We start from the raw sequence: 26,883 nt of genomic DNA, 5'->3' as shown, positions 1-26,883 counted from the left end.
CTTCGCGGCGGATAACGCTGACGCGTTATTCGCCCTACGAAAGGCCCTGCAGAAAACCGTTTAGCCGAGCAGGATGCCTGCCCAGGTCACGGTAATGATGGTCAGCGCCACGAACTGGGCGGCGCTGCCCATGTCCTTGGCGTTCTTCGACAGCGGATGGCGTTCCAGGGAAACCCGGTCCACCACTGCCTCGATGGCGGAGTTGAGCAGCTCGACGATCAGCGCCAGCAGGCACACGGCGATCATCAGCGCGCGCTCGCCACGGGTCACGTCGCAGAAGAACGACAGCGGGATCAGGATGACGTTGATCAGCACCAGCTGGCGGAAGGCTGCTTCACCCTTGAAGGCGGCGGCGAAGCCAGCCAGGGAATAGCCGGCGGCGTTGAAGATGCGTTTCAGGCCGGTCTGGCCCTTGAAGGGGGAGGCGGACACGTGGGGTTCTCACAGGCAAAGGTCGCGGCACTCTATACCAGCGATCGTCAAAAAGGGGTCAAGGCCATTACAGAATGTGACGGCCCCTCAACCGCAATAACGGAGCGGCCTCAGGCCCCCGGCACCGACTCCATCTGCGCCAGCAACAGCGCCGCCTGGGTGCGAGTGCGCACGTTCAGCTTGCGGAAGATTGCGGTCACATGAGCCTTCACCGTGGCTTCGGAAACGCTCAGCTCGAAGGCGATCTGCTTGTTCAGCAACCCTTCGCAGACCATGGTCAGCACGCGGAACTGCTGCGGCGTGAGGCTGGCCAGACCGGCGCTGGCTGCACGCACGTCGTCGCTCATCTCGGTCACGGCGTCCACCTGCGGCGGCCACCAGACGTCACCGTCGAGCACCGCACGCACGGCCTGCTGCAGTACGCTCAGTTCGCTGGACTTGGGGATGAAACCACTGGCACCGAACTCGCGGGAGCGCTGCACCACGGCGGCGTCCTCCTGGGCCGAGACCATCACCACCGGAATCTGCGGGTACTGCCCGCGCAGCAGCACCAGGCCGGAAAAGCCGTAGGCGCCGGGCATGTTCAGGTCCAGCAGCACCAGGTCCCAGTCGGCCTTCTCGTTCAGGCGCGTCTCCAGCTCCGCGATACTCGCCGCCTCCGACAGCCGCGCCTCGGGGCCAAGACCGATGGTCAGGGCCTGGTGCAGGGCACTGCGGAACAGCGGGTGATCGTCAGCGATCAGGATCTCGTAGGAAGCCATGAATTTTCCTTGAAGGCCGCGCCGAAGTTCCGCTGTGGATAACAGCCGGACTTGCGCAGGAAAGGGCGGAGCACGGATAGAGCACTACTTGTCACATTGTACGCAAAGAGCGGCTTCGCTGTCCGCCGCGAATACGTCCCTCGCAGTACATGCACAATGGCCTGAAAGCCCCTGCCACTGTGCCCGCCGACACACCCCGCCCCTTTCCAAAGGCCCGGCGTTACGGCAGAGTTCCGCTTTTTTCCTGCCTGTTACGAGAACAAGATGAAAAGCCAAGCGCTGCGCGCCGATTTCCTGATGCTGTTTACCGCGATGATCTGGGGGGTCTCCTTCGTCGCGCAACGCCTCGGGATGGATGCCATCGGTCCCTTCCTCTATACCGGCCTGCGCTTCACCCTTGGCGCCGTGGCACTGCTGCCGCTGCTGGCCTGGTCGAGCAAGCGCGGCGCCCAGCCGTTCAACCGTGGCCTGATCCTCGCGGGCCTGGCCATCGGCACCGCGCTGACCGTGGGGATCAACCTGCAGCAGGTCGGCCTGATGTTCACCAGCGTGACCAACTCCGGCTTCATCACCGGCCTGTACGTGATCATCGTGCCGCTGCTCGGCCTGCTGATCGGCCATCGCGCCGGTATGGGCACCTGGCTCGGCGCGGCGCTGGCGGTGGCCGGCATGGCCATGCTGAGCATCGGCCCGGACTTCCACGTCGCCTCCGGTGACTGGCTGCAGCTGGCCGGCGCCTTCGTCTGGGGCGGACATGTGCTGCTGGTGGGGCTGTTCGCCAGCCGCTACGACCCGATCCGCCTGGCCTTCCTGCAATTCGCCACCTGCGCGGTGGTGAGCATGATCCTGGCGCTGGCGTTCGAGGAGATCCACCTCGACGCCATCATCCAGGCCGGCCCCGCCCTGCTCTACGGCGGCCTGTTCGGCGTCGCCACCGGTTTCACCCTGCAGGTCATCGCGCAGAAGCACGCCATCGCCTCCCATGCGGCAATCATCCTCTCGCTGGAAGCCGTGTTCGCCGCCATCGCCGGCGCGCTGTTCCTCAGCGAAACCCTGCATGTGCGCGGCTACTTCGGCTGCGCGCTGATGCTCGCCGGCATGCTGGTCGCCCAGCTTTGGCCGAAGAAGGCCGTGGCCACGACGGCCTGAGCGCCTTGGCTTATGGAGCGAAGCTTTTCGCGAGCAAGCTCGCTCCTACATAAAGCACGCCTGGCCGACGACGCCATTTCGCCGAATGCCACTCCTGTAGGAGCGAGCTTGCTCGCGAACCGAATGCATCCGCGCCTGCCAACGCTGCATTCGTAGGAGCGGACTCTGTCCGCGATCGACTCAACCCCGCTCCGACCGAACAATTGGCACCCAGCCAACCCATCGCGGACGAAGTCCGCTCCTACGTTCGTCCGAACGTAGGAGTAAATGGCTGAACACGGTCAGCTCTGGGTAAACGGCCTTAACGCCTGATGCGCCGCGCTCTGCTCGTCCAGCGGCTGCTGGCGTTTGGAGCCCAAGTAGCGCTCGCTGAACACGTCCAGATAGGCATCCAACGCGTCGCCGGCGGGGCGGTCGCCGGCCAGGCCCAGGCATAACGCCGCCACTTCGGCGGTGCACAGGTGCTCGTCGAACTTGGAGCGACGCAGGCGATAGCGCGACAGCGCATCGGGGGTAATGCTCAGGACCGGGAAGCGATCCAGGTACGGGCTCTTGCGGAACATCTTGCGCGCTTCGTTCCAGGTGGCGTCGAGCAGGATGAACAGCGGGCGCTTGCCATCCTGCGGCTCCACCGTAGTGACAACGCGCTCGGGCTGGACGAACTCGCCGGGGAACACCACGTACGGCTGCCACTGCGGATCATCGAGCAGCGCCAGCAGCGCCGGATCAACCTCGATGCGCGACCAGCCGAAGGCCCAGGTCTCGGGCACGGTTTCGGCGATCAGCCAGCCGGTGTTGCTGGGCTTGAGCGGTTCGGTGTCGAACATCACCAGGCACATCGCCGAGTTGGACTCGACCTGCGGGCGCAGGCTGCACATGCAGTAGTTCGGCCGCAGGCGGCAGCCGGGGCAGCGCGGCGAGCGCGAGCCACGGGCGAAGAACGGCTTGATGCAGCGGGCCAGGCGTTCATCGCGAAGGCGGGCGACGGCGTGGCTCATGCGGCAGCCACCGGAATCAGGCAAAGGAAGCGGGACATCGAAGGCTCGAACGGGACGACGGTTGCGGACCGCCGATTGTACCAGAGCCGCCGCCCACCTCCCTGCGAGCGGCGCAGTGGCTTTCCAAACAAGTGGCTTTCAGTTGCGCTCAGAAGCTGTGGTTGAGCGCCAGGCCGATGAACTGGATCTGCTGCTTGTATTCCCCTTTGTAGTTGCCGCCGTTACCGGTGCAGCGCACGCCACTGTCGACATACAGGCCGCCTGCGCCCGGAGCCCAGCCGGCCGGCGAGCAGCCGTCGGCGTAGTCCATCTTGCCGCTGTCGAACTTCACGAAGCTGTAGGCCAGGTCCACCGAGGTGTCCTTGGTGAAGTGGTAGTTGGCGCCCAGTGACAGCCACTTGCGGTTGGCGTCGGGGAAGGCCGGGTGGCGCAGGCCGTCGCCGCTCACCGGGGTCTTGTCGTAAGCGATGCCACTACGCAGCATCAGGTCGTCGCTGAACTGGTAGTTCATCCCCAGGGAGACCTTGTAGGTGTTCTTCCAGTCCTGCTTGACGCTCAGGTCGCCCTCGTTGACACCGTTGAAGTACGGATAGCCCTCGACCTGGTCGATGCCGATATCCACCGAATCCAGCCGCGAATGGCGCGTCCAGGTCACGTCGGCCATCAGCGCCACCTTGTCGTTGAGCTGGTGGAAGCCGTTGATCGACAGCGACTCCGGTGTATCGATGGTGACCTTGGCATCGGAGTTGGGGTGCAGCCGGGTGGCGGCGAACTGGCCGGGGTTGACCCACCGGTCCGGGTCGAACAGCTGCTGGATGGCGTCCTTGGGCGGCAGCTCGATGATACCCAGGTCCAGGCCGCCGCTGAGGTCGGTATCCGGCGACGGCACCGTGCCCTGCACGTCGGAGAAGCTCCACTTGGTCTTACCTTCCAGCTCGTGCTTGATCCGCGAGCGGTAGGCGATGCCGAAGCGCGTGCGCTCGGTGGGCTCCCACAGGTAGCCGAAGTTCCAGCCGTAGCCCCAGTCATCGCCCTTCACGCGGAAGTAGCCGTCGCCCTGGACGTTGTCGGAAAAGTTCTTCGCCACGCAATCGACGAAGGCGTCGCCGTTCTGGCCGTTACAGCTGGTCACCTCCTCCGGCACCTGCACCCCATAGACCAGCGGGATCACCGCCTGCCCCAGGGGCGAAGCGGCCAGCTCGGTGACGTCCTGGTTATCCTTGACGAACTGCCCGGCCAGTTGCCGCGAGGCGCCCTTCACGTCGGCGGCGCCGCGCTGGATGGAGCGGATGTACTGGGCCGAGACGCCGAAGCCGACACTGTGGTGCTCGTTGAGGCGGAAGGAAATGCTCGGGTTGAAGGTGACGGTTTCCAGCGAGGCGGACTGGATGCCATAGCGGCCGCTCCAGTCCTTTTCGTAGTCCAGCTTGGCCCCGTACGGCGTGAAGATGCCGAGGCCGATGTTGATGGTGTCGTTCACCTGGTGGGAAAAGTAGAAGTTCGGCGCGGCGGCCGCGTCTGGCAGGTACGAGCCGGCATCGCCGTCGCCCTCGCCGGTACGGTTGCCGAAGACGTCAGTGGAGCCGTCGTCATCGTACTCGCCCTTGGGCAGCAGGATGGTCAGGCCGCCGGTGACCTGATTGCCGGGCAGGCGCGCCATGCCGGCGGGGTTGTAGAAGATGGTCGAGGCGTCGGCCGCTTCGGCGCCATTGGCATGGGCAGTGCCCTGGGCAGACACCGACTGTGAGCCGAAGTGGTAACCGGACGCCTCGGCCTGCTCCGCGGGAATCGCGATCAGGCACCAGGAGCCCAGGGCAAGCGGCCAGGGGCGCAATACTCTTGTCATTGTTCTTCTCCTGCGATGGGATGATTCGCCCGACGCATCGACAAGAGTCCGCCCTACCGCAGAAGCAGCATGAAAGTGGCACCGCCTTGCGCGGCGGCTGGACCTCCCGATGGTCGACCCTCCCGCTTGGAGGGCAGAGGTTGTGACCGGAGAGTTGCGCGAACCTCCCCCGATCCTTTGACGGGGTTGGCCGCCCGGCGGCGCACCCTGGGGTCTGAGGTAACAGTTCCTCGGCACGCGCGCCGTTTTAAGGGACAATAGGCGGCTTTAATGACCGTCGAACCCGGAAGGCCCGGCACGGTCGAATCGGCACCATTGTCAGGAGATGCCTATGCTGCGCCTCACCGCCCTCGCCCTCTGTCTCGTCATTCCCGTTGCGCACGCCGCCTCGAAGAAGGACTTCGAACTGACCAAGACCCTGGAAAAGGTCGCCAAGGAAAGCAGCGAAGGCACCCCGCGCGCGATCAACGAGGACATCCTCGACCAGGGCTACACCGTCGACGGCCCGCAGCTGATCAACCACCTGAGCGTGCGCGCCAGCCATGCCGAGCGCATGCGCGAGAACCCCGACAGCGTGCGCAGCCAGTTGGGTGACAGCGTCTGCAGCAACACCGCCTACCGCCAGTTGCTGGCCGAGGGCGCGATCCTCACTTACAGCTTCACCGAGTACAAGACCAACGCCCCGGTCGCCACCGAGCGCTTTGACGCCGGCAGCTGCAAGATCAAGCTGAAGAAGTAAGCCGCGGCGATGCTCGACAAGGAACAGCTGCTGAAGATCGCGCGTACGCCGATGCCTTTCGGCAAGTACCAGGGCCGCATGCTGGTCGACCTGCCGGACGAGTACCTGCTGTGGTTCTACAAGAAGGGCCAGTTCCCGCCCGGTGAACTGGGCCGGCTGATGCAGCTGACCCTGGAACTGAAGATCGACGGCCTCGACGGCCTGATCAAACCGCTCAAGCACTGAGGATTGCGCAACCGCCCGAAGGCGGTTGCGCACTTCTCGTCAGCGCAACACCAGCGGACTTTCCTTGCCCGCCACTGCCACCGCCTCATCGGGCGTCAGCAGGGCGCTGCGCGGCACATCCAGCAGCCGCGCACAGGCGGCCAGCACATGCGCCCAACTGCAGCGGTTGGCAAACAGCATGCCCGCCTCGTCCAGCGTCCCACCCTGGTTGCGATAGCCCAGCACCGCCGTTTTCAGCGCATCCGGCAGGATTGGCCAGAGATGCCCGCGCGCCACTTCCGGACGCATATGGGTGAGCAGCACGCGGCGCTCGTAGTGATCAGGGAACAGCCGCGCGGCGACGGACTCGTCCGTCAGCGCCTGCAACTCCCAGTTGTCCCGCGGAGCGCGGAAGCGCCCCGGCTCCTGCAGGTAGACCAGCCGGTAGGGATAGCCGGCCTCCTCCAGGCGCAGCGCGGCACGGCGCATCTCTGCCAGCTGGTAGCTGCCATTGGCGATCAGCAGTAACGGCTCAGCGCCAGGATGCTCATCCAGCAGGATCGCGCCATCGCGGGCCAGTTGCTCGGCCTGGGGCTGGCTGAATACCGCCGGGCGCTCGCGCTTGGGCGCCACGATGCAGGCCAGTTGCCCGCGGCTGCGGTAGATGTCCGGCAGCAGCGCCAGCAGGCTGTTGTGGTCAGCCGGGAAGATCACCCGCACCATGTCGCTCATCTCACCCAGCAGCGCTTCGCAGAAGGTGGTGTCCTGGTGGGATTGCTGGTTCTTGCCGTTCTCCCAGGTGTGCGAGGTCGCCACCAACGGCCAGCCGAGCCAGCCCGCCGGGCGCCCGACCTCCTTCTGCTGGCGGGCGAAGATCAGTGTCTGGCGCACCGCGCCAAGCATCTTCACGCAGAACGCCTCGTAACTGGCCACCAGGTTCAGCCCGCCCTGGTTGGCCAGGCAGGCGGAGACCACCGCCTCTTCGTTGAGCGCGGTGATGATCCGGCCATCCACGGCCTCCAGCTCGCTTTCCGGCTCGCTCACCCGGTGCCGCAGAGCCTTGAGCACGCCGCCGAGGCGATTGCTGGCCAGCTCGTCGGGGTTGCCGACGCGGGCGCGCAGGTCCGAGTTGGCGCCGCACAGGTCGACATAGAAACGATCCAGCGCCGCCATCGGCGAGCACTCGTCGTTGCGGTAATGCAGCGGCGGAATCGACGGCTCGATGGGCCGGCGCACGGCCAGCGGATTGTCCCGCTCCAGCACTCGGCCGCTGCGCGAGGCGCTGAACAGGCCGCAGGCCTCGGCGAGCTCTTCCGGTTCTACCCAGAGCGGTGCCGCATGCTGGTTGAACAGCTCCCGCGCCTCGGCGTCCTCGCTGGGGTTGCCCGGCAACGGCAGGTTGTGCGCGGCATTACTGCCAGCGCCATAGAAGCCATAACCCTTGGTCGTCTCGGCGATGGCGTAGGGAATCGGCAATGGATAGCGCAGGATGCCACGCTCCTTCTCGTCGACGCGGTGCTGCAGGCGCTCTTCCATTTCCCACAGCGCGCAAACGAAAGCCGCCGGATCGCGACCATCGAAGCTGATCGGGTCGAAGCCGCAGCGGCGCAGGTGCTGCTTGAAACCTTCCAGCCCTTCGTGGGTGCCCAGGTCGGTGCGCTGCTCGATGCGCCGGCCGTTGGCGATCATCACCGGAAGCGCCGTGCCACAATCCTCGGCGCGCCACCAGCGGGGAATCCAGTCGCTGCCGCGCTGCTCCTCGGCCGCACCATCGGAGAGGAAGGCCACCAGGGTCTCGCCCGGCAAGGGCATGTGCGCATACATGAGTTCGGCGAAGCCCAGGTAGCCGCCTTCGGCAACGCCACCGGCGGTGTGCGGGTTGACGTGGCTGCCCAGCGGCGCGGCGACCTTGCCGTCCGGCGCCTGGGCATAGCTGTAGAAGTCCTGCACCAGCCGATCCAGGCCGGCCTCGCCATCGCCATCGCCATAGGCAGCGGCCTGCTCCGGATGCAGGTTGCCGGTCAACACGTTGAGTGCATCGATGGCGGCCACGCAGTGGCCCTGGCCCATCAGCCAGCCGCGGGTCTTGCCACTCAGGGCATTGAGGGCGAGGTAGCCGGCGTAGGCCGGCACCATGTTCAGCGCGCCGCCGGTGTGGCCTTCGGGCTGAGCCTTGAAGTCCTCGGCCTGCAAGGGCGTGCCATCCAGGCGAACTCGTTTGGCATAGGTCATGTGCGCCACCAGCCCGAGGCCGGCGCAGGTCAGGCGGTCCAGTGCGCCGAACAGCCGGTAAACGCTGGCCAGATCAGGCTGCAGACCGTACTGGACCAATTGATGAGCAACCCGGAAGACCGCCGCCTGGGTCTGCGGGCTATGCTGAAGCGGTCCGCGGCCTTGCCGCCAACGGGCATATTCCGGCTCGGCTGCCGCATGGCTGGCGAGTTCCTCGGGACTGGGCAGTATCTGTGGCATCTCGGCTCTCCCTTGGCTGTCGTGGAAAGTCTAGGTCGCCACGGATCGGACCGGCGCTGACATGTATCAACGAGCGTCCCGACCAATCAGGCAAGGCTGAAAGAGAATTCCGACGAGGAGACGACATGGCGCTACTCACCTTCATCGGTGCGATCCAGGAAGTCACCGGTTCCTGTTACCTGCTGGAAACCCGCGACGGCGTGCGCGTGCTGCTGGAGTGCGGAATGCGCCAGGGGCGCAGCGGCAACAAGGGCACCCGCGACAACGAGGCGACCAATCGCACACCCTTCCCCTTCGACCCCAAGGAACTGGACGCCGTCGTCCTGTCCCATGCCCACCTGGACCACAGCGGGCTGCTGCCGCGCCTGGCGAAGGAAGGCTACAAAGGGCCGATCTACGCCACCGAATCCTGCTGCGACCTGCTGGAGCTGATGCTGATGGACTCGGCACACATCCAGGAAAAGGACGCCGACTGGGAGAACAAGTGGCGCTCGCGCCTGGGCAAGCCGCCGGTGAAACCGCTCTACACCGTGGAGGACGCCTCCCGCGCGCTGAACCAGCGCCGTCGCGTCAGTTATGGCAGCACCGTGGACGTGGCGCGCGGCATCCGCCTGACCTTCCACAACGCCGGGCACATCCTCGGCTCGGCCATCGTCGAGCTGGAAATCCACGAGTTCGGCTCGACCCGCCGCCTGGTGTTCTCCGGCGACCTGGGTAGCACCTGCTCGCCGCTGATGCGCACGCCGACACCGCTGACCCGCGCCGACGTGGTGCTGCTGGAGTCCACCTACGGCGACCGCGACCACCGCGACGCCAACGACACCCTGCTGGAACTGGCCGGCATCCTCCAGCGCGCGCACAACGAGGGTGGCAACGTGCTGATCCCGTCCTTCGCCGTCGGCCGTACCCAGGACCTGATCTACTACCTCGGGCGCTTCTACCAGGAAGGTCGCCTGCCGCAGCAGGTGGTCTACCTCGACAGCCCCATGGCAGCCCAGGCCAACAGCATCTACCTGCAGCACATCGGCGAGATCGCCGACGTCGACCGCGAGTACATGCGTGGCACCGGCACGGCCAAGGTCGGCGAATGGCTGCCGATCCTGCGCACCACCCAGAGCGCCGACGAATCCATGGCACTGAACCGCGTCAAGAGCGGCGCCATCATCATCGCCGGCAGCGGCATGTGCACCGGCGGGCGCATCGTCCACCACCTCAAGCACAACCTCTGGCGTAAGGAATGCCACGTCGTCTTCCCCGGCTTCCAGGCCAAGGGCACGCTGGGCCGGGCCATCGTCGACGGCGCCGAAAGTGTACGTATCCTGCGCCAACGCATCAGCGTGAAAGCGCAGATCCACACCCTCGGCGGATTCTCCGCCCATGCAGGACAATCGCAATTGATTCAGTGGGTTGGCCACTTCGAGAATAAACCCGAGCTATACCTGATACATGGCGAGCGGGAAAAGATGGATGCGCTCAAGGGTGCGCTCCAGGATCGCCTGAACTGGACGGCCAACATTCCGGAGCCCGGAGACCGGATAGCCATCTGAAACCAGGGCCTGACCGACTGTCACACCCCGCGTGGCAGACTGGACAGGCCTTACTGCTGGACCCTGTGCGTGCGGCGAAGCGCCAATGCGTTACTGCCCAGAACCACCTTGCGTGGCCGGCGCCGCCCATGGACAGGCGAACAGGGGTTGATGAACAAGGAGTATCAACATGCCCTACGAGCCCGACGACTACCTCTCCAGACACTTCCAGACCAGCGGCACCGACCTTGCGCAGAAGATCGAGGAGCTGGCCGAACTGGCCGCCCCCGGCGGCAGCCAGAACCTGCCGCTGTACCGCGAGATGCTCACCACCGTCGCCCGCATGGCCCAGGCCGACCGCAATCGCTGGGACGCCAAGATCATGCTGCAGACCCTGCGCGAGATGGAGCACGCCTTCAGCACCCTGGAACAGTTCAAGCGTCGCCGCAAAGTCACGGTGTTCGGCTCGGCCCGCACGCCGGTCGACCACCCCGTCTATACCCTGGCCCGCGAACTGGGGGAAACCCTGGCCCGCTACGACCTGATGGTCATCACCGGCGCCGGTGGCGGCATCATGGCCGCTGCCCACGAAGGTGCCGGCCTGGAAAACAGCCTCGGCTTCAACATCACCCTGCCCTTCGAGCAGCACGCCAACCACACGGTGGACGGCACCAGCAACCTGCTGTCGTTCCACTTCTTCTTCCTGCGCAAACTATTCTTCGTCAAGGAAGCCGACGCCCTGGTGCTCTGCCCCGGCGGCTTCGGCACGCTGGATGAAGCACTGGAAGTGCTGACCCTGATCCAGACCGGCAAGAGCCCCCTGGTGCCGGTGGTCCTGCTCGACCAGCCGGGCGGCCACTACTGGGATCACGCCTTGGAATTCATCAAGGAGCAGTTGGAAGACAACGGCTACATCCTGCCCAGCGACATGAGCCTGATGACCCTGGTGCACAGCGCCGAGGAAGCCGCCGAGGAAATCGCCCAGTTCTACAGCAACTTCCACTCCAGCCGCTGGCTCAAGGACCGCTTCGTGATCCGCCTGAACCACCCGCTGAGCGTGCGTGCCCTGCAACTGCTGGAGCGTGAATTCGGCAACCTGTGCGTCAGCGGCGGCTTCCACCAGCAACCCTACAGCGAGTCGGAACTGGACGAACCGGAGTTCTCCCACCTCACCCGCCTGGCCTTCGCCTTCAACGGCCGCGCCCAGGGGCGTTTGCGCGAGCTGCTGAACTTCATCAACCAGCCGGAGAACTGGGAGCGCTGATTACCGTCGCGCTTTCCACAGCCCGAAAACAAAAAAGGCACCCGGTTGGGTGCCTTTTTCGTTTCAATCATCTGATCGTCGGCCGCTCAGCAGTCGGCTGATGGCTTCCATCGAGTAGCCCCGATAGCTCAGGAACCGGCCTTGCTGGGCCCGCTCGCGAGCATCCTGCGGCAGCCGGGCAAACTTGCGGCGCCAGACTTCACGAAGGTTTTCGCTCCAGTCGACACCCGACTCGCTCAGCGCATCGTCGATTTCGCCACGAGGCAAGCCGCGCTGCGACAGCTCCTCGCGAATCCGCATCGGACCATAACCGGCCCGTGCACGACTGGCGATGTAGCTTTCCAGATAACGGCTTTCGTTGAGCAACCCCTCCTCGGCCAGACGGTCGAGGGCGGGGTCGATCAGGTCCTGCGTTGCACCGCGTTGCCGCAGCTTGCGCGAGAGCTCCGCCCGGCCGTGCTCGCGTCTGGCCAGCAGGTCCATGGCAACCCGCCGCACTGCGACGGGGTTATCGAGCTCGACGGCCATGACGATCAGAGATCGGCTTCAGCTTCTGCTTCTGCTTCGGCTTCCGCCGCAGCCAGTTCGGCCTTGGTTGGCGGAGTCTGCTTGGACAGCAGCTGATCACGGATAGCCTTGTCCAGCGTGGTGCAGACTTCAGCGTTGTCTTCCAGGAACTTGGCGGCATTCGCCTTGCCCTGACCGATCTTGCTGCCCTGGTAGCTGTACCAGGCGCCGGACTTCTCGATCAGACCGAGCTGTACGCCGAGGTCGATGATCTCGCCGGTGCGGTAGATGCCGCGGCCATACATGATCTGGAATTCGGCCTGACGGAACGGCGGGGCAACCTTGTTCTTCACGACCTTGACACGGGTTTCGCTGCCGACCACTTCGTCGCCTTCCTTCACCGCGCCGGTACGGCGGATGTCGAGACGCACGGAGGAGTAGAACTTCAGCGCGTTACCACCGGTGGTGGTTTCCGGGTTGCCGAACATCACGCCGATCTTCATGCGAATCTGGTTGATGAAGATAACCAGGCAGTTGGCGTTCTTGATGTTGCCGGTGATCTTGCGCAGCGCCTGGGACATCAGACGAGCCTGCAGGCCGACGTGCTGATCACCCATCTCGCCTTCGATTTCAGCCTTGGGTACCAGGGCCGCCACGGAGTCGACGATGATCACGTCAACGGCGTTGGAGCGCACCAGCATGTCGGTGATTTCCAGGGCCTGTTCGCCGGTGTCCGGCTGGGAAACTAGCAGGTCGTCGACATTGACGCCCAGCTTGCCGGCGTAGTCCGGATCCAGGGCGTGTTCGGCGTCGACGAAGGCACAGGTGGCGCCGACCTTCTGTGCCTGGGCGATGACCGACAGGGTCAGGGTGGTTTTACCCGAGGATTCCGGACCGTAGATCTCGACGATACGGCCGCGCGGCAGACCGCCGATGCCCAGCGCGATGTCCAGGCCCAGCGAGCCGGTGGAGATGGCCGGGATAGCCTGGCGCTCATGGTCGCCCATGCGCATGACCGCGCCTTTGCCGAATTGGCGTTCGATCTGTCCCAGGGCCGCAGCCAGGGCGCGCTTCTTGTTGTCGTCCATTGAAGTCCTCGCGAAGTCAGGCGGCCGGGCGGCCACGAACAACTGTATAAGTAGCCAGTATTATTCCACAGGGCAAGCCGCTCGCCTACCCCTGAAGCGGATTTTCCCCGTCCGCCAGTCGCAACAGCCCTTCCAGAGCGGTCGCCACGGTTTGCCGGCGCACCGCTTCCCGATCACCGGCATACAAACGACGTTCGCTGAACACCTGTTCGCCTTTCCTCCAGGCCAGCCAGACGGTGCCCACTGGCTTCTCGGCAGAACCGCCATCCGGGCCGGCAATACCGCTCACCGCCACAGCGATATCCGCCCCGCTGCGGGGCAATGCGCCGGCAACCATGGCCTCGACCACTTCGCGGCTCACCGCACCGACCAGCGCGAACAGCTCGGTCGGCACATCGAGCTGTCGGGTCTTCTGATTATTGGAGTAGGTCACGTAGCCCGCCTCGAACCAGGCGGAGCTGCCGGAGATACGCGTGATCGCCTCGGCGATGCCGCCACCCGTGCAGGATTCGGCGGTAGTGACGCGCAACTGGTGGGCAGCCAGCCGCGCGCCAAGTCGGGAAGAGAGCTCGGTAATAAAGGAATCGGTAACGGGCACAGTGCGCTCCGGGGTTAAAGAAGGCCAGGCGGATACCGTACACTAGGCGCTTTTGCATGTTGAAGCCGGACAGCCAGAAGCCATGAGTCAGAGCGATCTCTCCGCCCACACACCAATGATGCAGCAATATTGGCGACTGAAGAATCAGCATCCAGATCAGCTGATGTTCTACCGCATGGGCGACTTCTACGAGCTGTTCTACGAGGACGCCAAGAAGGCCGCCAAGCTTCTGGACATCACCCTGACCGCACGCGGCCAGTCCGCCGGCAACTCCATCCCCATGGCCGGCATCCCTTTCCACTCCGCCGAAGGCTACCTGGCCAAGCTGGTGAAGCTCGGCGAATCGGTGGTGATCTGCGAGCAGATCGGCGATCCGGCCACCAGCAAGGGGCCAGTGGACCGCCAGGTTGTACGCATCCTCACCCCCGGCACCGTCAGCGACGAAGCGCTGCTCGACGAGCGCCGCGACAACCTGATCGCCGCCGTACTGGGCGACGAGCGCCTGTTCGGCCTGGCCGTGCTGGACATCACCAGCGGCCGATTCAATGTCCAGGAAATAAAAGGCTGGGAAACCCTGCTGGCCGAACTGGAGCGCATGAATCCCGCCGAGCTGCTGATCCCCGATGACTGGCCCCAGGGCCTGCCGGCGGAGAAACGCCGCGGCGCGCACCGCCGTGCGCCCTGGGATTTCGATCGCGACTCGGCGAAGAAAAGCCTGTGCCAGCAGTTCGGCGTGCAGGACCTCAAGGGCTTCGGCTGCCAGGACCTGACCCTGGCCATCGGCGCCGCTGGCTGCCTGTTGGCCTATGCCAAGGAAACCCAGCGCACCGCCCTGCCGCACCTGCGCAGCCTGCGCCACGAGCGCATCGACGACACGGTGATCCTCGACGGCGCCAGCCGCCGCAACCTGGAGCTGGACACCAACCTCGCCGGCGGCCGCGACAACACCCTGCAATCAGTGGTCGACCGTTGCCAGACCGCCATGGGCAGCCGCCTGCTGACCCGCTGGCTGAACCGCCCGCTGCGCGACCGCGCCGTGCTTGAAGCGCGCCAGGAATCCATCGCCTGCCTGCTGGAGCGCTACCGCTTCGAAAACATCCAGCCGCAGCTCAAGGAAATCGGCGACGTCGAACGCATCCTCGCCCGCATCGGCCTGCGCAACGCCCGTCCGCGCGACCTGGCCCGCCTGCGCGACGCCCTCGCCGCCCTGCCGGCACTGCAGAACGGCATGACCGAGCTGGAAGCGCCGCACCTGGGCGAACTGGCCACCAGCATCCGCACCTACCCGGAGCTGGCCGATCTGCTCGCCCGCGCCGTGATCGACAACCCGCCGGCAGTGATTCGCGACGGCGGCGTCATCGCCCGCGGCTACGACGCCGAGCTGGACGAGCTGCAGATGCTCAGCGAGAACGCCGGCCAGTACCTGATGGACCTGGAAACTCGCGAGAAGGCCCGTACCGGCCTCCCGAACCTGAAGGTCGGCTATAACCGCATCCACGGCTACTACATCGAACTGCCCCGCGTGCAGGCCGAACAGGCTCCCGCCGACTACATTCGCCGCCAGACCCTGAAAGGCGCCGAGCGCTTCATCACACCGGAGCTGAAGGCCTTCGAAGACAAGGCACTGTCCGCCCAGAGCCGTGCCCTGGCTCGCGAGAAGCAGCTGTACGAAGAACTGCTGGAGCTGCTGATCGGCCAACTGGCGCCGCTGCAGGACACCGCTGCCGCTCTGGCCGAACTGGACGTACTGTCCAACCTCGCCGAGCGTGCACTGAACCTCGACCTGAACCGCCCGCGCTTCGTCGAAGAGTCCGGCATCCTCATCGAGCAAGGCCGCCATCCGGTGGTTGAGCAGGTGCTGGATACGCCCTTCGTCGCCAACGACCTGAACCTCGACGAAGACACCCGCATGTTGGTGATTACCGGCCCGAACATGGGCGGTAAATCGACCTATATGCGGCAAACTGCGCTGATCGTGCTGCTTGCACATATCGGCAGTTTTGTCCCGGCGGCGCGCTGCGAACTGTCCCTGGTGGACCGCATCTTCACCCGTATCGGCTCCTCCGACGACCTCGCCGGCGGCCGCTCCACCTTCATGGTGGAGATGAGCGAAACCGCGAATATCCTGCACAACGCCAGCGACCGAAGCCTGGTGCTGATGGACGAAGTGGGTCGCGGCACCAGCACCTTCGACGGCCTGTCGCTGGCCTGGTCCGCCGCCGAGCACCTGGCCAAACTGCGCGCTTTTACCCTGTTCGCGACGCACTATTTCGAGCTGACCGTGCTGCCCGAAAGCGAACCAGCGGTGGCCAACGTCCACCTGAACGCCACCGAACACAACGAGCGGATTGTCTTCCTGCACCACGTGCTGCCTGGCCCTGCCAGCCAGAGTTACGGCCTGGCGGTGGCACAATTGGCCGGCGTGCCGGGTGCGGTGATTCAGCGCGCCCGCGAACATCTGTCGCGCCTGGAAACCACCAGCCTGCCCCATGAAGCGCCGCGCTCGAATGACCCGAAAGCCCCGGCACCGCTGCAAAGCGACCTGTTTGCCAGCCTGCCGCACCCAATCGTCGAGGAGCTGATGCGTGTCAGCCCCGATGACCTGACACCGCGTCAAGCTCTCGAATTGTTATATGCATGGAAGATGCGAGTCTGACGGACCGCGAAACAAGCTGTTAGAATCGCGCGCGCTTAGCCGCCCGCCTGAGGAGAAAATTAGAAATGACCTTCGTCGTCACCGACAACTGCATCAAGTGCAAATACACCGACTGCGTGGAAGTATGCCCGGTGGACTGCTTCTACGAAGGCCCGAACTTCCTGGTCATCCACCCGGATGAGTGCATCGACTGCGCCCTGTGCGAACCGGAGTGCCCGGCACAGGCGATCTTCTCCGAGGACGAGGTCCCGGATGGCATGCAGGAGTTCATCGAGCTGAACAAGGATCTGGCCGACGTCTGGCCGAACATCACCGAGAAGAAGGATTCCCTGCCGGACGCTGAAGAGTGGGACGGCAAACCGAACAAGATGCAGTACCTGGAGCGCTGATCTCCAGCGTGAAAACGGAAAGGCCCGCCTAGCGCGGGCCTTTCTGCATCTGGGGTTTCACTTTTCTGCAGACAAAAAAAGGGGCGGGATAACCCGCCCACTCTTTCTTCCATTCTTCATCATCCTGATGAACCGCATCCTGCGGGAGTTCCTGACCGACATCCTTACCGGCCTGCGCCTTTCCGTGTACGCAGGAGTGATATTACCCGCCTCAGCGGACGCGGCAACTGAGGCAAATCCGTCCAGCTACCACTTTCCGCTCCTGCCTACAGAAATAAATTCCTTTAAAAACAGATAGATAATTAGAAAAGAATCCTGAACGCGCAGCGTTTCAAGCTGAACGCTCACACGTTGTGTAAGCGAATGCTTACATCACCACGCACAAAAAAGCCCGGAATGATCCGGGCTCTTCTGGAGTCGACGCTGGCTTACTGGAACAGTGCGTCGCTGGACAGGCCGTTCTTCTCGAGGATCTCGCGCAGACGCTTGAGGGCTTCGACCTGGATCTGCCGAACCCGCTCGCGGGTCAGGCCGATTTCCTGGCCGACTTCCTCCAAGGTGCTGCTTTCGTGGCCGCGCAGGCCGAAGCGGCGAATCACCACCTCGCGCTGCTTGTCGGTCAACTCCGACAGCCACAGATCGATGCTCTCGCTCAGATCGTCATCCTGCAGCAATTCGCAGGGGTCGGTCGGGCGGTCGTCGGTCAGGGTATCGAGCAGCGTCTTGTCCGAGTCCGGACCGAGGGAAACATCCACCGAAGTGACCCGCTCGTTCAGGCCGAGCATACGCTTGACCTCGTCCACCGGCTTCTCGAGCAGGTTGGCGATTTCCTCGGGCGACGGCTCATGGTCCAGCTTGTGGGTCAGCTCGCGAGCTGCCCGCAGATAGACGTTGAGCTCCTTCACCACGTGGATCGGCAAACGGATGGTCCGGGTCTGGTTCATGATGGCCCGTTCAATGGTCTGACGAATCCACCAGGTCGCGTAGGTGGAGAAGCGGAAGCCGCGTTCGGGGTCGAATTTCTCCACCGCGCGGATCAGCCCGAGGTTGCCCTCTTCGATCAGGTCGAGCAGGGACAGACCACGGTTGACGTAACGTCGCGCGATCTTCACCACCAGACGCAGGTTGCTTTCGATCATTCGCCGCCGGCCGGCCGGGTCGCCCTTTTGCGCCAGACGGGCAAAGTGGACTTCCTCTTCCGGGGTCAGAAGTGGCGAGAAACCGATTTCATTCAGATACAGCTGGGTCGCGTCGAGTGCGCGGCTGTAGTCGATGTGCTTGTGTTGCTTGAGAGAGGAAAGCGAGGTGCCTTTAGGAGTAGCTCGAAGCGATGTCCGCTCTTCGGCAAATGACTCTTCGAGGATGAGACCAGGCTCCAGCAGGAGCACTTCATCATCGACGTCAAACTCCGGCCCTTCTTTTTTAAGTGCCATGTCGTTATCCCTTGCTGAGTTCGACAACAAGCCCGGGTGCGACCTTATCCTTAGGACACCTGGGCCCGCTCACCCACGCAGGGGAACAGCAAGTATCAACGACTTGGCAGGTATTGCAGCGGATCTACAGGTTTACCCTGGCGGCGAATCTCGAAGTGCAGCTTCACCCGGTCGGTCCCTGTGGAGCCCATCTCGGCAATGTTCTGCCCGACTTTGACCTGTTGCCCTTCCCGCACCAGCAACCTGCGGTTGTGACCGTAGGCGCTTACGTAGGTATCGCTGTGCTTGATGATCACGAGTTCGCCGTAGCCCCGCAAACCACTACCGGCGTATACCACCGTGCCACTAGACGCAGCCAGGACAGGCTGGCCCAATTGCCCGGCTATATCAATCCCTTTATTCAAACTGCCGTTTGATGCAAAACGCCCAATCAGGGTGCCGTTGGTCGGCCAGATCCAGCCACCTGGAGCCCCCCCTGCAACAGCCGGAGTTCCGCTGCTCGCGGGCGGCTGAGCCGGAGTCGCCGTCACCGGCGTGGTCGGTTTACTGGCGGTGGCGGGCGTAGATGTCGGTTTGTTGACAATGACCGGGGCGACCGGCGTTGTATTTTTAGCGACAGACGGCGCTACCGAAGAGCCACCATCGAAGCGGATGGCCTGACCGGGGCGGATGGTGTACGGAGCCGAGATGTTGTTGCGCGCGGCCAGGGCTTTCCAGTCCCAGCCATAGCGGAAGGCGATGGAGTACAGCGTGTCGCCGGGGCGTACCACGTACTGGCCGCTGGTGACCGCCGGCTTCTGCGAAGCGTTGCGGTCCACCACGGTGGTGGTGCTGCGCGAGTTTGAAGAACAGGCCGCCAGCAGAGAGCAAACGGCTACGGCCACCACGACGTGGCCCAGGCCCTTGATCCAGTTCCGTTGACACAGGGTCGCTGTCAAGCTCACCCATCCCCCTTATCCATGAATTGACGTCCAGCCTCACTGGCCGGCAGTTACCGCAAGCTGATTCGGCCTGCTCTCAGCCTAGCGGACCGTTGAGCAGTGGTACGAAGCGAACGGAGTCCAGCACCTGGCGCTGGAAACCGTCCTCGGTGCGGACGATCAGCATCAGTTGCTGCACCTCGCCGCCGCCCACCGGAATCACCAGCCGCCCCCCGGGGGCCAGTTGATCCAGCAGCGCCTGCGGGACCTCCGCCGCGGCTGCGGTGACGATGATGCCGTTGTAAGGCGCCAGGGCGGGCCAGCCTTCCCAGCCGTCGCCCCAACGAAAGACAACATTTCTCAGGTTTAGCTCCACAAGTCGCTCTTTCGCGCGGTCCTGCAGGGCCTGGATGCGTTCGACGGAGAACACCCGCTCCACCAGCTGCGACAGCACGGCGGTCTGGTAGCCGGAGCCGGTGCCGATCTCCAGCACCTTGTCCAGCGGGCCGGCGGCCAGCAGCAGCTCGGTCATCCGCGCGACCATGAAGGGCTGCGAGATGGTCTGGTTGTGCCCGATGGGCAGCGCGGTGTCTTCATAGGCGCGGTGCGACAGCGCTTCGTCGACGAACAGGTGGCGCGGTGTACGGCGGATCACTTCCAGCACGTGGGCGTTGGACAGGCCTTCTTCATACAGACGCTGGATCAGACGCTCGCGGGTGCGCTGGGAGGTCATGCCGATTCCGCCGCGGCGCGACAGTTCATTGGCCATGGTCGAGCCCTCCGAGCCAGTCACCGAGGACGTTGAACGCCTCCCGGTAGGTCCGGTCCATCTGCAGCGGCGTGATGGAGACATACCCCTGCATCACTGCGTGGAAATCAGTGCCCTCGCCGCCATCCTCGGCATCGCCGGCCGCAGCGATCCAGTAGCCTTCCTTGCCGCGCGGGTTGACCACCTTGACCGGCGGCTTGGCGCGGGCACGATGGCCCAGGCGGGTCAGCTGGATACCCTTGATGCGTTCCAGCGGCAGGTTGGGAATATTCACGTTGAGCACGGTGCGCGGCGGCAGGTCGAGCTTCTCGTGGGACTCCACCAGCAGGCGGGCGTAGTGCATCGCCGTCGGCAGGTTGTCGGTCAGGCGCGAACACAGCGAGAAGGCGAAGGCCGGTCGGGCCAGGAAGCGCCCTTCCAGCGCTGCCGCGACGGTGCCCGAGTAGAGCACGTCGTCGCCCAGGTTGGCGCCCAGGTTGATGCCCGAGACGACCATCTCCGGCACCTCTTCGAGCAGGCCGTTGAGGCCCAGGTGGACGCAGTCGGTCGGGGTGCCGTTGAGGCTGATGAAACCATTGCCCAGGCGATGGGGATGCAGCGGCCGATCCAGCGTCAGCGAGCTGCTCGCTCCGCTACGGTCGGCTTCCGGGGCGATCACGATGCAGTCCGCATGAGCGGTCAGCGCGTCGTAAAGCGCGGCGATACCGGGTGCAGTGACCCCGTCGTCGTTGGCAATCAATATGCGCATGGGCTTTCCGTCTGCCCTGCCGGCACGAGGTCGATCAGCTCGCGCACTACCACGGTGGCGAAGCAGCCTGCCGGCAGGACGAATTCCAGTTGCAGAATGTCAGGGGCGGGATAATGCCATGTAAGGCCGGGGATGGGGAGGCGCAGAATGCGCCGTTCGTGCGCCATGTCCGCACTGGCGAGCCACTGGCAAAGCGCCATCTCGGCCTGCTGTACGCTGTTTTCGATGACTCCGGGCGTTGCGCTGGCGGGCGATTCGCCCTCGCCCCAGAGCGGGCCGGTGGGGTGCAGGTCGAGCTCCGCGAGACGCGGATCGGCGCATTCCGCTTCGCCCGCCGGGAAGAAGCTGCGGCTGTCGGTGAACGCCAGCAGGTCGCCGACCTGGGCCTGGTTCCAGGTCCCTTCCGCCACCCGGCGGGCCAGCACCTGGTTGAACACGTAGCTGCGCGCCGCCGAGAGCATGCGCGAGCGCATGTTGCGGTGCTCCGGCAACTTGCCGCGCTCGGCGAAGCTACGAGCGTCGAAGACGTTGCCGCCGTCGTGACCAAAGCGCTGGGTGCCGAAGTAGTTGGGCACGCCCTGGGCGACTATCGCCTGCAGCCGCGCTTCGAGCTGCTCGCGGTCCGCTTGCAGCTCGGTCAGGCGCAGGGTGAAGCCGTTGGCCGAATGCGCGCCGCGCTGCAGTTTGCGGCGATGGCGGTTGCGTTCGAGGATGCGCAGGCTGTCGTCCTCAGCGGTGGCCAGGTCCGGGTCGGACTTACCCGGCAGGTGCAGGCTGAACCACTGGCGGGTCAGGGCCTGGCGATCCTTGAGGCCGGCATAGCTGATCATCTTCACCGGCACACCGGCGGCACGCGCCAGTCGGCGGGCGGCTTCCTCGGTGTTCAGGCCGCGTTTCTCGACCCACAGCCAGAAGTGCTCACCGTCGCCGGAGAGCGGAATGTCCAGCACTTCGTCGACCTGGAAGTCCTCGGCAACAGCCTTGAGCACAGCGCTACCGCAGGCTTGGCCATGGGCTCGCGGACCCAGCAGCTCCAGCTCGGTCATGCGCGGGCCAGCAGGGCGACGGCGTGAACCGCAATGCCCTCTTCGCGGCCAGTAAAGCCGAGCTTCTCGGTGGTGGTGGCCTTGACGTTGACCTGGTCCAGATCGACCTTCAGATCAGCGGCGATGGTCTCGCGCATGCTATGGATATGCGGCGCCATCTTTGGCGCCTGGGCGATGATGGTGGTGTCGACGTTCTCCACCTTCCAGCCCTTGGCTTCCACCAGGCTGAGCACGTGGCGCAGCAGCGCGCGGCTGTCGGCGCCCTTGAACTGCGGGTCGGTGTCGGGGAAGTGCTTGCCTATGTCGCCCATTGCGCAGGCGCCCAGCAGGGCATCGGAGAGCGCGTGCAGCAACACGTCGCCGTCGGAGTGGGCAACCAGGCCGAACTTGTGGGGAATGCGCACGCCGCCGAGGGTGATGAAGTCGCCCTCGCCGAAGCGGTGCACGTCGTAGCCATGTCCGATACGCATGAAAAAACGCCCTGTAGATGTCAGGGCGTCGATTCTACCGGATCACTGCGCCGAGGGTGTCAGCCACAGAGCGCCGCCGCGTGGTGACGCAGATGATCTTCGATGAAGCTCGCAATGAAGTAGTAGCTGTGGTCATAGCCGGGCTGCAGGCGCAGCTCCAGCGGATGACCAGCCGCAGCGGCTGCTTCGCGCAAGGCTTCGGGCTTGAGCTGCACGGCGAGGAAGTCGTCGCGCTCGCCCTGGTCCACCAGGATCGGCAGGCGCTCGCGGGCATTCGCCAGCAGTTCCACCGCATCCCACTCGCCCCATGCCGCCGGGTCTTCACCGAGGAAGCGGCCCAGGGCCTTCTGCCCCCAGGGGCAGTCGCTGGGATGGCTGATCGGCGCGAAGGCCGACAGCGACAGATAGCGCCCCGGATTGCGCAAGGCGCAGACCAGCGCGCCATGGCCGCCCATGGAATGCCCGCTGATGCCGCGCTTCTGCGAGACCGGGAAGTTCGCCTCGATCAGCGCTGGCAGCTCCTGCACCACGTAGTCGTGCATGCGGTAGTGGCGCGCCCAGGGCTCCTGGGTGGCGTTGACGTAGAAGCCGGCACCGAGACCGAAGTCCCAGGCACCGTCCGGGTCGCCCGGCACTTCCGGCCCGCGCGGGCTGGTATCCGGCGCGACGATGACTATCCCCAGCTCGGCGGCCATGCGCTGCGCGCCGGCCTTCTGCATGAAGTTCTCATCGGTACAGGTCAGGCCGGACAGCCAGTAAAGCACCGGCAGGCCGGCCTCGGGCTCGGCCTGGGGCGGCAGGAACACCGCGAAGACCATGTCGCAGCCCAGGGTTGTTGACCTGTGGCGGTAGCGCTGATGCCAGCCGCCAAAGCTTTTCTGGCTGCTGATGAGTTCGATGGAATCCGTCATGGAAATCTCCTTCCTGCAACGCCGGGGCGCTCGCACGCCCCGGCATGCCTATCAGTAATGGATGACGGAGCGGATGCTCTTGCCTTCGTGCATCAGATCGAAAGCCTCGTTGATCTTCTCCAGGCCCATGGTGTGGGTGATGAAGGTATCCAGCGGGATTTCGCCCTTCTGCGCCTTTTCCACGTAGGTCGGCAGCTCGGTGCGGCCTTTCACGCCACCGAAAGCGGAACCGCGCCAGACGCGACCGGTGACCAGCTGGAACGGACGGGTGCTGATTTCCTGCCCGGCGCCGGCAACACCGATGATGGTGGATTCGCCCCAGCCCTTGTGGCAGCACTCCAGCGCCGCTCGCATCAGCTGGACATTGCCCACGCACTCGAAGGAATAGTCCACGCCGCCATCGGTCATTTCGACGATCACTTCCTGAATCGGCTTCTGATGGTCCTTCGGATTGACGAAGTCGGTGGCGCCCAGTTCCTTGGCGATGTCGAACTTGGCCGGGTTGATGTCCACCGCGATGATGCGCGAGGCCTTGGCCATCTTCGCGCCGATGATCGCCGCCAGGCCGATGCCGCCCAGACCGAAGATGGCGACGGTGGCGCCCTCTTCCACCTTGGCGGTATTCAGCACGGCGCCGATACCGGTGGTGACGCCGCAGCCGAGCAGGCAGACCTTCTCCAGCGGCGCTTCTTCGGGAATCTTCGCCAGGGAAATTTCCGGCAGCACGGTGTACTCGGAGAAGGTCGAGCAGCCCATGTAGTGGTAGATCGGCTCGCCCTTGTAGGAGAAGCGGCTGGTGCCGTCCGGCATCAGGCCCTTGCCCTGGGTGGCGCGCACGGCCTGGCAGAGGTTGGTCTTGCCGGATTTGCAGAATTTGCATTCGCGGCATTCGGCGGTGTACAGCGGGATCACGTGGTCACCCACTTTCAGCGAGGTGACGCCCTCGCCCACCGCTTCGACGATGCCGCCACCTTCGTGACCCAGGATGCACGGGAACACGCCTTCGGAATCCTGGCCGGACAGGGTGTACGCGTCGGTGTGGCAGACGCCGGTGGCGACGATACGCACCAGCACTTCGCCCTTCTGCGGCGGCGCCACATCCACTTCGACGATTTCCAACGGCTTGTTGGGGGCGAAGGCAACGGCGGCACGGGACTTGATCATCGGGAAACTCCTGAACGAAGGAAACGACAACGCCCGCCAGGGGCGGACGGGTTCGGCGCAACGGCCGAGAAACCGGGACGGGCCTGGGCCTCGTCGGGGGAGCGTACGGAGCGGCTGGGGAAAAGCACGCGCCAAAGCCTTGGAAGTGTAGAAAACCCCGTTTCAGGGAATAATCAGSCAGTAATCAAAACATTATTGCAATACAGGGATAATCCAGATGCACCGCTGGGAAGGACTGGACGAATTCGTCGCTGTCGCCGAAACCGGCCAATTCACCGCCGCCGCCGAGCGCCTGGGCGTGTCGTCATCCCACGTCAGCCGCCAGGTGGCGCGACTGGAGGAGCGTCTGCAGACCCGCCTGCTCTACCGCAACACCCGCAAGGTAACGCTGAGCGAAGCCGGGCAGACCTTCCTGCAGCATTGCCGGCGCCTGCAGGATGCCCGCGAGGAAGCTGTGCGGGCAGTGAGCGATCTGTCTGCAGAGCCCAAGGGCCTGCTGCGCATGACCTGCGCGGTGGCTTACGGCGAGCGCTTCGTGGTGCCGCTGGTGAACGAGTTCATGGCGCAGTTTGCGCAGCTACGGGTCGAGGTGGAACTGTCCAACCGCCAGCTCGACCTGTTCCACGAGGGCTTCGACCTGGCGATCCGCCTCGGCCGGCTGAGCGATTCACGGCTGGTGGCCACGCGCCTGGCACCGCGGGTGATGTACCTGTGCGCCACTCCGGACTACCTCGCCCGCCATGGCACGCCGCAGAGCGTTGCCGAACTGGCCCAGCACAACTGCCTGGTAGGCAGCAGCGACCAGTGGAGCTTCCTCGAAGACGGCCGCGAAACCCAGCACCGGGTGCAGGGCAACTGGCGCTGCAACAGCGGCCAGGCGGTGCTCGACGCGGCGCTGCGCGGCTTCGGCCTGTGCCAGCTGCCGGACTACTACGTGCTGGAGCACCTGCGCAGCGGGCGCCTGATCTCCCTGCTGGAGGCGCACCAGCCGCCCAACACGGGGGTTTGGGCACTTTATCCACAGCAGCGGCACTTATCACCGAAGGTACGGCAGCTCGTGGATCATCTGAAGGAAGGCCTACAGCAACTTCAGCCGCCGCCCTTGTCTTAACGCAAGCGCCGAGCGGGCGGCTTGGCTAAAATGGGCGGTTTCCCACCCTTCGGATCAAGGACGACGCTATGTCAGCCCTTTCTGCCTTCCGTGAACGCTATCTCCTGCGTTTCTGGTCGCCACTGCCGACGCTGATCGCCCTCGGCGTCGCGTCCGCCTATTACTTCGCCATGACCGGCACCTTCTGGGCAGTCACCGGCGAATTCACCCGCTGGGGCGGCCATGTGCTGTCCTGGTTCGGCCTGCAGCCCCAGGAGTGGAGCTACTTCAAGATCATCGGCCTGCAGGGCACGCCGCTGGATCGTGTGGATGGCGTGATGATCATCGGCATGTTCCTCGGCGCGTTGGTCTGCGCGCTCTGGGCCGGCAACGTCAGCCTGCGCTGGCCGACCAGCAAGCGCCGCCTGCTGCAGGGCCTGATCGGCGGGGTGATCGCCGGCTTCGGCGCGCGCCTGGCGATGGGCTGCAACCTGGCCGCGTTCTTCACCGGCATCCCGATGTTCTCGGTGCATGCCTGGGCCTTCATGTTCTCCACGGTGATCGGCGCCTGGTTCGGCGTGAAGATCAGCCTGCTGCCGTTCCTGCGCATTCCACTGAAAGTCGGCGGCAAGGCCGCAGCCCTGCCGAGCGCGGAAGCACTCGCGCGTCGCGCCAAGCTGCAATGGCGCCTGGGCATGGGCGTGCTTGCGATCGCCGCGCTGTTCGCGGCCTGGCGCTTCGAAGTCTCGCTGGTGCTGGGCATGGCCTGCCTGTTCGGCCTGTTGTTCGGCGGCCTGATCGAACGCGCGCAGATCTGCTTCACCAGCGCCGCCCGCGACCTCTGGACCACCGGCCGGACCCAGGCCGCGCTGGGCATCCTGCTGGGCATGGCGGCTGCCTGCATCGGCACCTTCGCCGCGATCCACAACGGCCTGCCGCCGAAGATCTTCTGGATGGGCCCGAACGCCGTGATCGGCGGCGTGCTGTTTGGCATCGGTATCGTGCTGGCCGGCGGCTGCGAGACCGGCTGGATGTACCGCTCGATGGAGGGCCAGGTGCACTTCTGGGTGGTGGGCGTCGGCAACGTGATCGGCGGTACTCTGGTCGCGGTTTACTGGGACCAACTCGGCACCAGCCTCGCCCTGCCCTATCCCAAGCTCAACCTGCTGCAGGAGTTCGGCCCCGGCGGCGGCCTGCTGATCACCTTCGCCGGCCTTGCCCTGTGCATGCTGCTGGTACAACTCAACGCGCAACGCTTCACTCGTAAACGGAAACCGTCCGATGCCCGACACCAAGACGCCGACGCTGTCGCTTGATCTGCGCGGCGAACACTGCCCGTACAACGCCATCGCCACCCTGGAAACCCTGGAGACGCTCAAGCCGGGCGATCTGCTGGAAGTGATCACCGATTGCTCGCAGTCGGTGCATGGCATTCCGGAAGACACCAAGCGCCATGGCTACCATTGCCTGGCGGTGGAGCAACACGGGGCGCTGTTCCGCTTTCTGATCGAAGTGCCGCTGCTGGGTTGAAGCGGGTGTTGTAGGGTGCATAACGCGCCAGCGTTATCCGCCGCGCACAAGATCGGCGGATAACCTGTTCCAGGTTATTCGCCCTACGGCACCAGGCTATTGAAGGGGGGGTAGGAGCGGACTCCGTCCGCGATCGACTCGACCCCGCACCTACCGCCCCTACGGCGCAAAGC

Annotated in this window: 26 protein-coding genes; 10 read left to right on the top strand and 16 right to left on the bottom strand. The window is 64.8% G+C overall.

Annotated features, from left to right (window positions below):
• Nucleotides 1-60 precede the first annotated feature (60 nt).
• Both QO207_RS11540 and erdR read right to left on the bottom strand, forming a co-directional pair.
• The gene (locus QO207_RS11540) at nucleotides 61-432 is read right to left on the bottom strand and encodes a diacylglycerol kinase (protein WP_024765290.1); all 372 of its coding nucleotides are present in this window, start codon (nucleotides 430-432) and stop codon (nucleotides 61-63) included.
• Between the two features lie 110 nt (nucleotides 433-542).
• A complete protein-coding gene (erdR, locus tag QO207_RS11535; RefSeq protein WP_024765291.1) occupies nucleotides 543-1,193 on the bottom strand; it encodes a response regulator transcription factor ErdR in 651 nt (216 codons plus the stop codon).
• Nucleotides 1,194-1,457: 264 nt separating this feature from the next.
• Between erdR and QO207_RS11530 the strand changes: the two genes are divergently transcribed.
• Nucleotides 1,458-2,342 (top strand): DMT family transporter, encoded by an 885-nt coding sequence (locus tag QO207_RS11530; protein ID WP_301532548.1) that lies wholly within the window; start codon nucleotides 1,458-1,460, stop codon nucleotides 2,340-2,342.
• 281 nt (nucleotides 2,343-2,623) lie between these two features.
• Here the strand turns inward: QO207_RS11530 and QO207_RS11525 are convergent, their stop codons facing one another.
• Nucleotides 2,624-3,340 carry a tRNA-uridine aminocarboxypropyltransferase gene (locus QO207_RS11525; protein WP_301532547.1) on the bottom strand — a complete coding sequence of 239 codons (717 nt, stop codon included), beginning with the start codon at nucleotides 3,338-3,340 and terminating at the stop codon, nucleotides 2,624-2,626.
• Between the two features lie 148 nt (nucleotides 3,341-3,488).
• On the bottom strand, nucleotides 3,489-5,186 hold the full coding sequence (locus QO207_RS11520; protein WP_301532546.1) for an OmpP1/FadL family transporter: 1,698 nt from the start codon (nucleotides 5,184-5,186) through the stop codon (nucleotides 3,489-3,491).
• Between the two features lie 331 nt (nucleotides 5,187-5,517).
• Between QO207_RS11520 and QO207_RS11515 the strand changes: the two genes are divergently transcribed.
• A complete protein-coding gene (locus QO207_RS11515; protein WP_138212695.1) occupies nucleotides 5,518-5,925 on the top strand; it encodes a quorum-sensing-regulated virulence factor family protein in 408 nt (135 codons plus the stop codon).
• 9 nt (nucleotides 5,926-5,934) lie between these two features.
• Nucleotides 5,935-6,150 carry a DUF3820 family protein gene (locus tag QO207_RS11510; protein ID WP_301532545.1) on the top strand — a complete coding sequence of 72 codons (216 nt, stop codon included), beginning with the start codon at nucleotides 5,935-5,937 and terminating at the stop codon, nucleotides 6,148-6,150.
• Nucleotides 6,151-6,189: 39 nt separating this feature from the next.
• Here the strand turns inward: QO207_RS11510 and QO207_RS11505 are convergent, their stop codons facing one another.
• Nucleotides 6,190-8,601: a xylulose 5-phosphate 3-epimerase gene (locus tag QO207_RS11505; RefSeq protein WP_301532544.1), complete on the bottom strand. Its 2,412-nt coding sequence runs from the start codon at nucleotides 8,599-8,601 to the stop codon at nucleotides 6,190-6,192.
• A gap of 125 nt (nucleotides 8,602-8,726) precedes the next feature.
• On the opposite strand from QO207_RS11505, the gene QO207_RS11500 reads away from it, so the two are divergent.
• Entirely contained in the window at nucleotides 8,727-10,148 is a 1,422-nt protein-coding gene (locus tag QO207_RS11500) for an MBL fold metallo-hydrolase RNA specificity domain-containing protein (RefSeq protein ID WP_301532543.1), read from the top strand.
• Between the two features lie 169 nt (nucleotides 10,149-10,317).
• Nucleotides 10,318-11,391, top strand: a complete 1,074-nt coding sequence (locus QO207_RS11495) for an LOG family protein (protein ID WP_301532542.1) — start codon at nucleotides 10,318-10,320, stop codon at nucleotides 11,389-11,391.
• A 63-nt stretch (nucleotides 11,392-11,454) separates the two neighbouring features.
• On the opposite strand, the gene recX is transcribed toward QO207_RS11495, so the two are convergent.
• From recX to QO207_RS11480, 3 genes are all read right to left on the bottom strand, one after another.
• Complete coding sequence (gene recX, locus QO207_RS11490; protein WP_301532541.1) at nucleotides 11,455-11,919, bottom strand: recombination regulator RecX; 465 nt, start codon at nucleotides 11,917-11,919, stop codon at nucleotides 11,455-11,457.
• 5 nt (nucleotides 11,920-11,924) lie between these two features.
• On the bottom strand, nucleotides 11,925-12,986 hold the full coding sequence (gene recA, locus QO207_RS11485; RefSeq protein ID WP_301532540.1) for a recombinase RecA: 1,062 nt from the start codon (nucleotides 12,984-12,986) through the stop codon (nucleotides 11,925-11,927).
• A gap of 85 nt (nucleotides 12,987-13,071) precedes the next feature.
• The gene (locus tag QO207_RS11480) at nucleotides 13,072-13,584 is read right to left on the bottom strand and encodes a CinA family protein (protein ID WP_301532539.1); all 513 of its coding nucleotides are present in this window, start codon (nucleotides 13,582-13,584) and stop codon (nucleotides 13,072-13,074) included.
• 82 nt (nucleotides 13,585-13,666) lie between these two features.
• On the opposite strand from QO207_RS11480, the gene mutS reads away from it, so the two are divergent.
• Together mutS and fdxA are read left to right on the top strand one after the other, a co-directional pair.
• Nucleotides 13,667-16,240, top strand: a complete 2,574-nt coding sequence (mutS, locus tag QO207_RS11475; protein WP_301532538.1) for a DNA mismatch repair protein MutS — start codon at nucleotides 13,667-13,669, stop codon at nucleotides 16,238-16,240.
• 65 nt (nucleotides 16,241-16,305) lie between these two features.
• On the top strand, nucleotides 16,306-16,629 hold the full coding sequence (gene fdxA / locus QO207_RS11470) for a ferredoxin FdxA (protein ID WP_015476292.1): 324 nt from the start codon (nucleotides 16,306-16,308) through the stop codon (nucleotides 16,627-16,629).
• Nucleotides 16,630-17,057: 428 nt separating this feature from the next.
• Here fdxA and rpoS read toward each other — a convergent pair whose 3' ends face one another.
• From rpoS to QO207_RS11430, 8 genes are all read right to left on the bottom strand, one after another.
• Nucleotides 17,058-18,062, bottom strand: a complete 1,005-nt coding sequence (gene rpoS, locus QO207_RS11465) for an RNA polymerase sigma factor RpoS (protein ID WP_301532537.1) — start codon at nucleotides 18,060-18,062, stop codon at nucleotides 17,058-17,060.
• Between the two features lie 95 nt (nucleotides 18,063-18,157).
• Nucleotides 18,158-19,000: a peptidoglycan DD-metalloendopeptidase family protein gene (locus QO207_RS11460; protein WP_301532536.1), complete on the bottom strand. Its 843-nt coding sequence runs from the start codon at nucleotides 18,998-19,000 to the stop codon at nucleotides 18,158-18,160.
• Nucleotides 19,001-19,079: 79 nt separating this feature from the next.
• Nucleotides 19,080-19,715, bottom strand: a complete 636-nt coding sequence (locus tag QO207_RS11455) for a protein-L-isoaspartate(D-aspartate) O-methyltransferase (RefSeq protein ID WP_259759704.1) — start codon at nucleotides 19,713-19,715, stop codon at nucleotides 19,080-19,082.
• 25 nt (nucleotides 19,716-19,740) lie between these two features.
• Entirely contained in the window at nucleotides 19,741-20,499 is a 759-nt protein-coding gene (surE, locus tag QO207_RS11450; RefSeq protein WP_301532535.1) for a 5'/3'-nucleotidase SurE, read from the bottom strand.
• Nucleotides 20,487-21,545: a tRNA pseudouridine(13) synthase TruD gene (gene truD / locus QO207_RS11445; protein ID WP_301532534.1), complete on the bottom strand. Its 1,059-nt coding sequence runs from the start codon at nucleotides 21,543-21,545 to the stop codon at nucleotides 20,487-20,489. The genes surE and truD overlap by 13 nt, the downstream gene beginning before the upstream one ends.
• Entirely contained in the window at nucleotides 21,542-22,015 is a 474-nt protein-coding gene (gene ispF, locus QO207_RS11440) for a 2-C-methyl-D-erythritol 2,4-cyclodiphosphate synthase (protein ID WP_301532533.1), read from the bottom strand. Before ispF ends, truD begins: the two co-directional genes overlap by 4 nt.
• Before the next feature lie 59 nt (nucleotides 22,016-22,074).
• Nucleotides 22,075-22,926: an S-formylglutathione hydrolase gene (fghA, locus tag QO207_RS11435; protein ID WP_301532532.1), complete on the bottom strand. Its 852-nt coding sequence runs from the start codon at nucleotides 22,924-22,926 to the stop codon at nucleotides 22,075-22,077.
• Between the two features lie 51 nt (nucleotides 22,927-22,977).
• Entirely contained in the window at nucleotides 22,978-24,090 is a 1,113-nt protein-coding gene (locus QO207_RS11430; RefSeq protein WP_301532531.1) for an S-(hydroxymethyl)glutathione dehydrogenase/class III alcohol dehydrogenase, read from the bottom strand.
• 217 nt (nucleotides 24,091-24,307) lie between these two features.
• On the opposite strand from QO207_RS11430, the gene QO207_RS11425 reads away from it, so the two are divergent.
• From QO207_RS11425 to yedF, 3 genes are all read left to right on the top strand, one after another.
• The gene (locus tag QO207_RS11425; RefSeq protein ID WP_301532530.1) at nucleotides 24,308-25,201 is read left to right on the top strand and encodes a LysR substrate-binding domain-containing protein; all 894 of its coding nucleotides are present in this window, start codon (nucleotides 24,308-24,310) and stop codon (nucleotides 25,199-25,201) included.
• A gap of 68 nt (nucleotides 25,202-25,269) precedes the next feature.
• A complete protein-coding gene (yedE, locus tag QO207_RS11420) occupies nucleotides 25,270-26,496 on the top strand; it encodes a selenium metabolism membrane protein YedE/FdhT (RefSeq protein WP_301532529.1) in 1,227 nt (408 codons plus the stop codon).
• A complete protein-coding gene (gene yedF, locus QO207_RS11415) occupies nucleotides 26,462-26,710 on the top strand; it encodes a sulfurtransferase-like selenium metabolism protein YedF (protein ID WP_081517905.1) in 249 nt (82 codons plus the stop codon). Before yedE ends, yedF begins: the two co-directional genes overlap by 35 nt.
• Nucleotides 26,711-26,883 lie beyond the last annotated feature (173 nt).

It is taken from the genome of Pseudomonas sp. CAN1 (assembly GCF_030462585.1).
In the GTDB taxonomy this organism is placed as follows: domain Bacteria; phylum Pseudomonadota; class Gammaproteobacteria; order Pseudomonadales; family Pseudomonadaceae; genus Pseudomonas.
The sequence above is the reverse complement of the archived record's forward strand: the minus strand, read 5'-3'. Positions and strand labels throughout refer to the sequence as shown.

What these genes read in the sequence shown, in the direction of transcription:
- QO207_RS11500 (WP_301532543.1), top strand. Translation starts at nt 8,727, where the DNA reads ATGGCGCTACTCACCTTCATCGGTGCGATCCAGGAAGTCACCGGTTCC.
- recX (WP_301532541.1), bottom strand. Translation starts at nt 11,919, where the DNA reads ATGGCCGTCGAGCTCGATAACCCCGTCGCAGTGCGGCGGGTTGCCATG.
- QO207_RS11525 (WP_301532547.1), bottom strand. Translation starts at nt 3,340, where the DNA reads ATGAGCCACGCCGTCGCCCGCCTTCGCGATGAACGCCTGGCCCGCTGC.
- recA (WP_301532540.1), bottom strand. Translation starts at nt 12,986, where the DNA reads ATGGACGACAACAAGAAGCGCGCCCTGGCTGCGGCCCTGGGACAGATC.
- erdR (WP_024765291.1), bottom strand. Translation starts at nt 1,193, where the DNA reads ATGGCTTCCTACGAGATCCTGATCGCTGACGATCACCCGCTGTTCCGC.
- yedE (WP_301532529.1), top strand. Translation starts at nt 25,270, where the DNA reads ATGTCAGCCCTTTCTGCCTTCCGTGAACGCTATCTCCTGCGTTTCTGG.
- QO207_RS11455 (WP_259759704.1), bottom strand. Translation starts at nt 19,715, where the DNA reads ATGACCTCCCAGCGCACCCGCGAGCGTCTGATCCAGCGTCTGTATGAA.
- QO207_RS11530 (WP_301532548.1), top strand. Translation starts at nt 1,458, where the DNA reads ATGAAAAGCCAAGCGCTGCGCGCCGATTTCCTGATGCTGTTTACCGCG.
- fdxA (WP_015476292.1), top strand. Translation starts at nt 16,306, where the DNA reads ATGACCTTCGTCGTCACCGACAACTGCATCAAGTGCAAATACACCGAC.
- QO207_RS11515 (WP_138212695.1), top strand. Translation starts at nt 5,518, where the DNA reads ATGCTGCGCCTCACCGCCCTCGCCCTCTGTCTCGTCATTCCCGTTGCG.
- surE (WP_301532535.1), bottom strand. Translation starts at nt 20,499, where the DNA reads ATGCGCATATTGATTGCCAACGACGACGGGGTCACTGCACCCGGTATC.
- QO207_RS11495 (WP_301532542.1), top strand. Translation starts at nt 10,318, where the DNA reads ATGCCCTACGAGCCCGACGACTACCTCTCCAGACACTTCCAGACCAGC.
- mutS (WP_301532538.1), top strand. Translation starts at nt 13,667, where the DNA reads ATGAGTCAGAGCGATCTCTCCGCCCACACACCAATGATGCAGCAATAT.
- QO207_RS11425 (WP_301532530.1), top strand. Translation starts at nt 24,308, where the DNA reads ATGCACCGCTGGGAAGGACTGGACGAATTCGTCGCTGTCGCCGAAACC.
- QO207_RS11520 (WP_301532546.1), bottom strand. Translation starts at nt 5,186, where the DNA reads ATGACAAGAGTATTGCGCCCCTGGCCGCTTGCCCTGGGCTCCTGGTGC.
- QO207_RS11430 (WP_301532531.1), bottom strand. Translation starts at nt 24,090, where the DNA reads ATGATCAAGTCCCGTGCCGCCGTTGCCTTCGCCCCCAACAAGCCGTTG.
- truD (WP_301532534.1), bottom strand. Translation starts at nt 21,545, where the DNA reads ATGACCGAGCTGGAGCTGCTGGGTCCGCGAGCCCATGGCCAAGCCTGC.
- fghA (WP_301532532.1), bottom strand. Translation starts at nt 22,926, where the DNA reads ATGACGGATTCCATCGAACTCATCAGCAGCCAGAAAAGCTTTGGCGGC.
- yedF (WP_081517905.1), top strand. Translation starts at nt 26,462, where the DNA reads ATGCCCGACACCAAGACGCCGACGCTGTCGCTTGATCTGCGCGGCGAA.
- ispF (WP_301532533.1), bottom strand. Translation starts at nt 22,015, where the DNA reads ATGCGTATCGGACATGGCTACGACGTGCACCGCTTCGGCGAGGGCGAC.
- QO207_RS11510 (WP_301532545.1), top strand. Translation starts at nt 5,935, where the DNA reads ATGCTCGACAAGGAACAGCTGCTGAAGATCGCGCGTACGCCGATGCCT.
- QO207_RS11505 (WP_301532544.1), bottom strand. Translation starts at nt 8,601, where the DNA reads ATGCCACAGATACTGCCCAGTCCCGAGGAACTCGCCAGCCATGCGGCA.
- rpoS (WP_301532537.1), bottom strand. Translation starts at nt 18,062, where the DNA reads ATGGCACTTAAAAAAGAAGGGCCGGAGTTTGACGTCGATGATGAAGTG.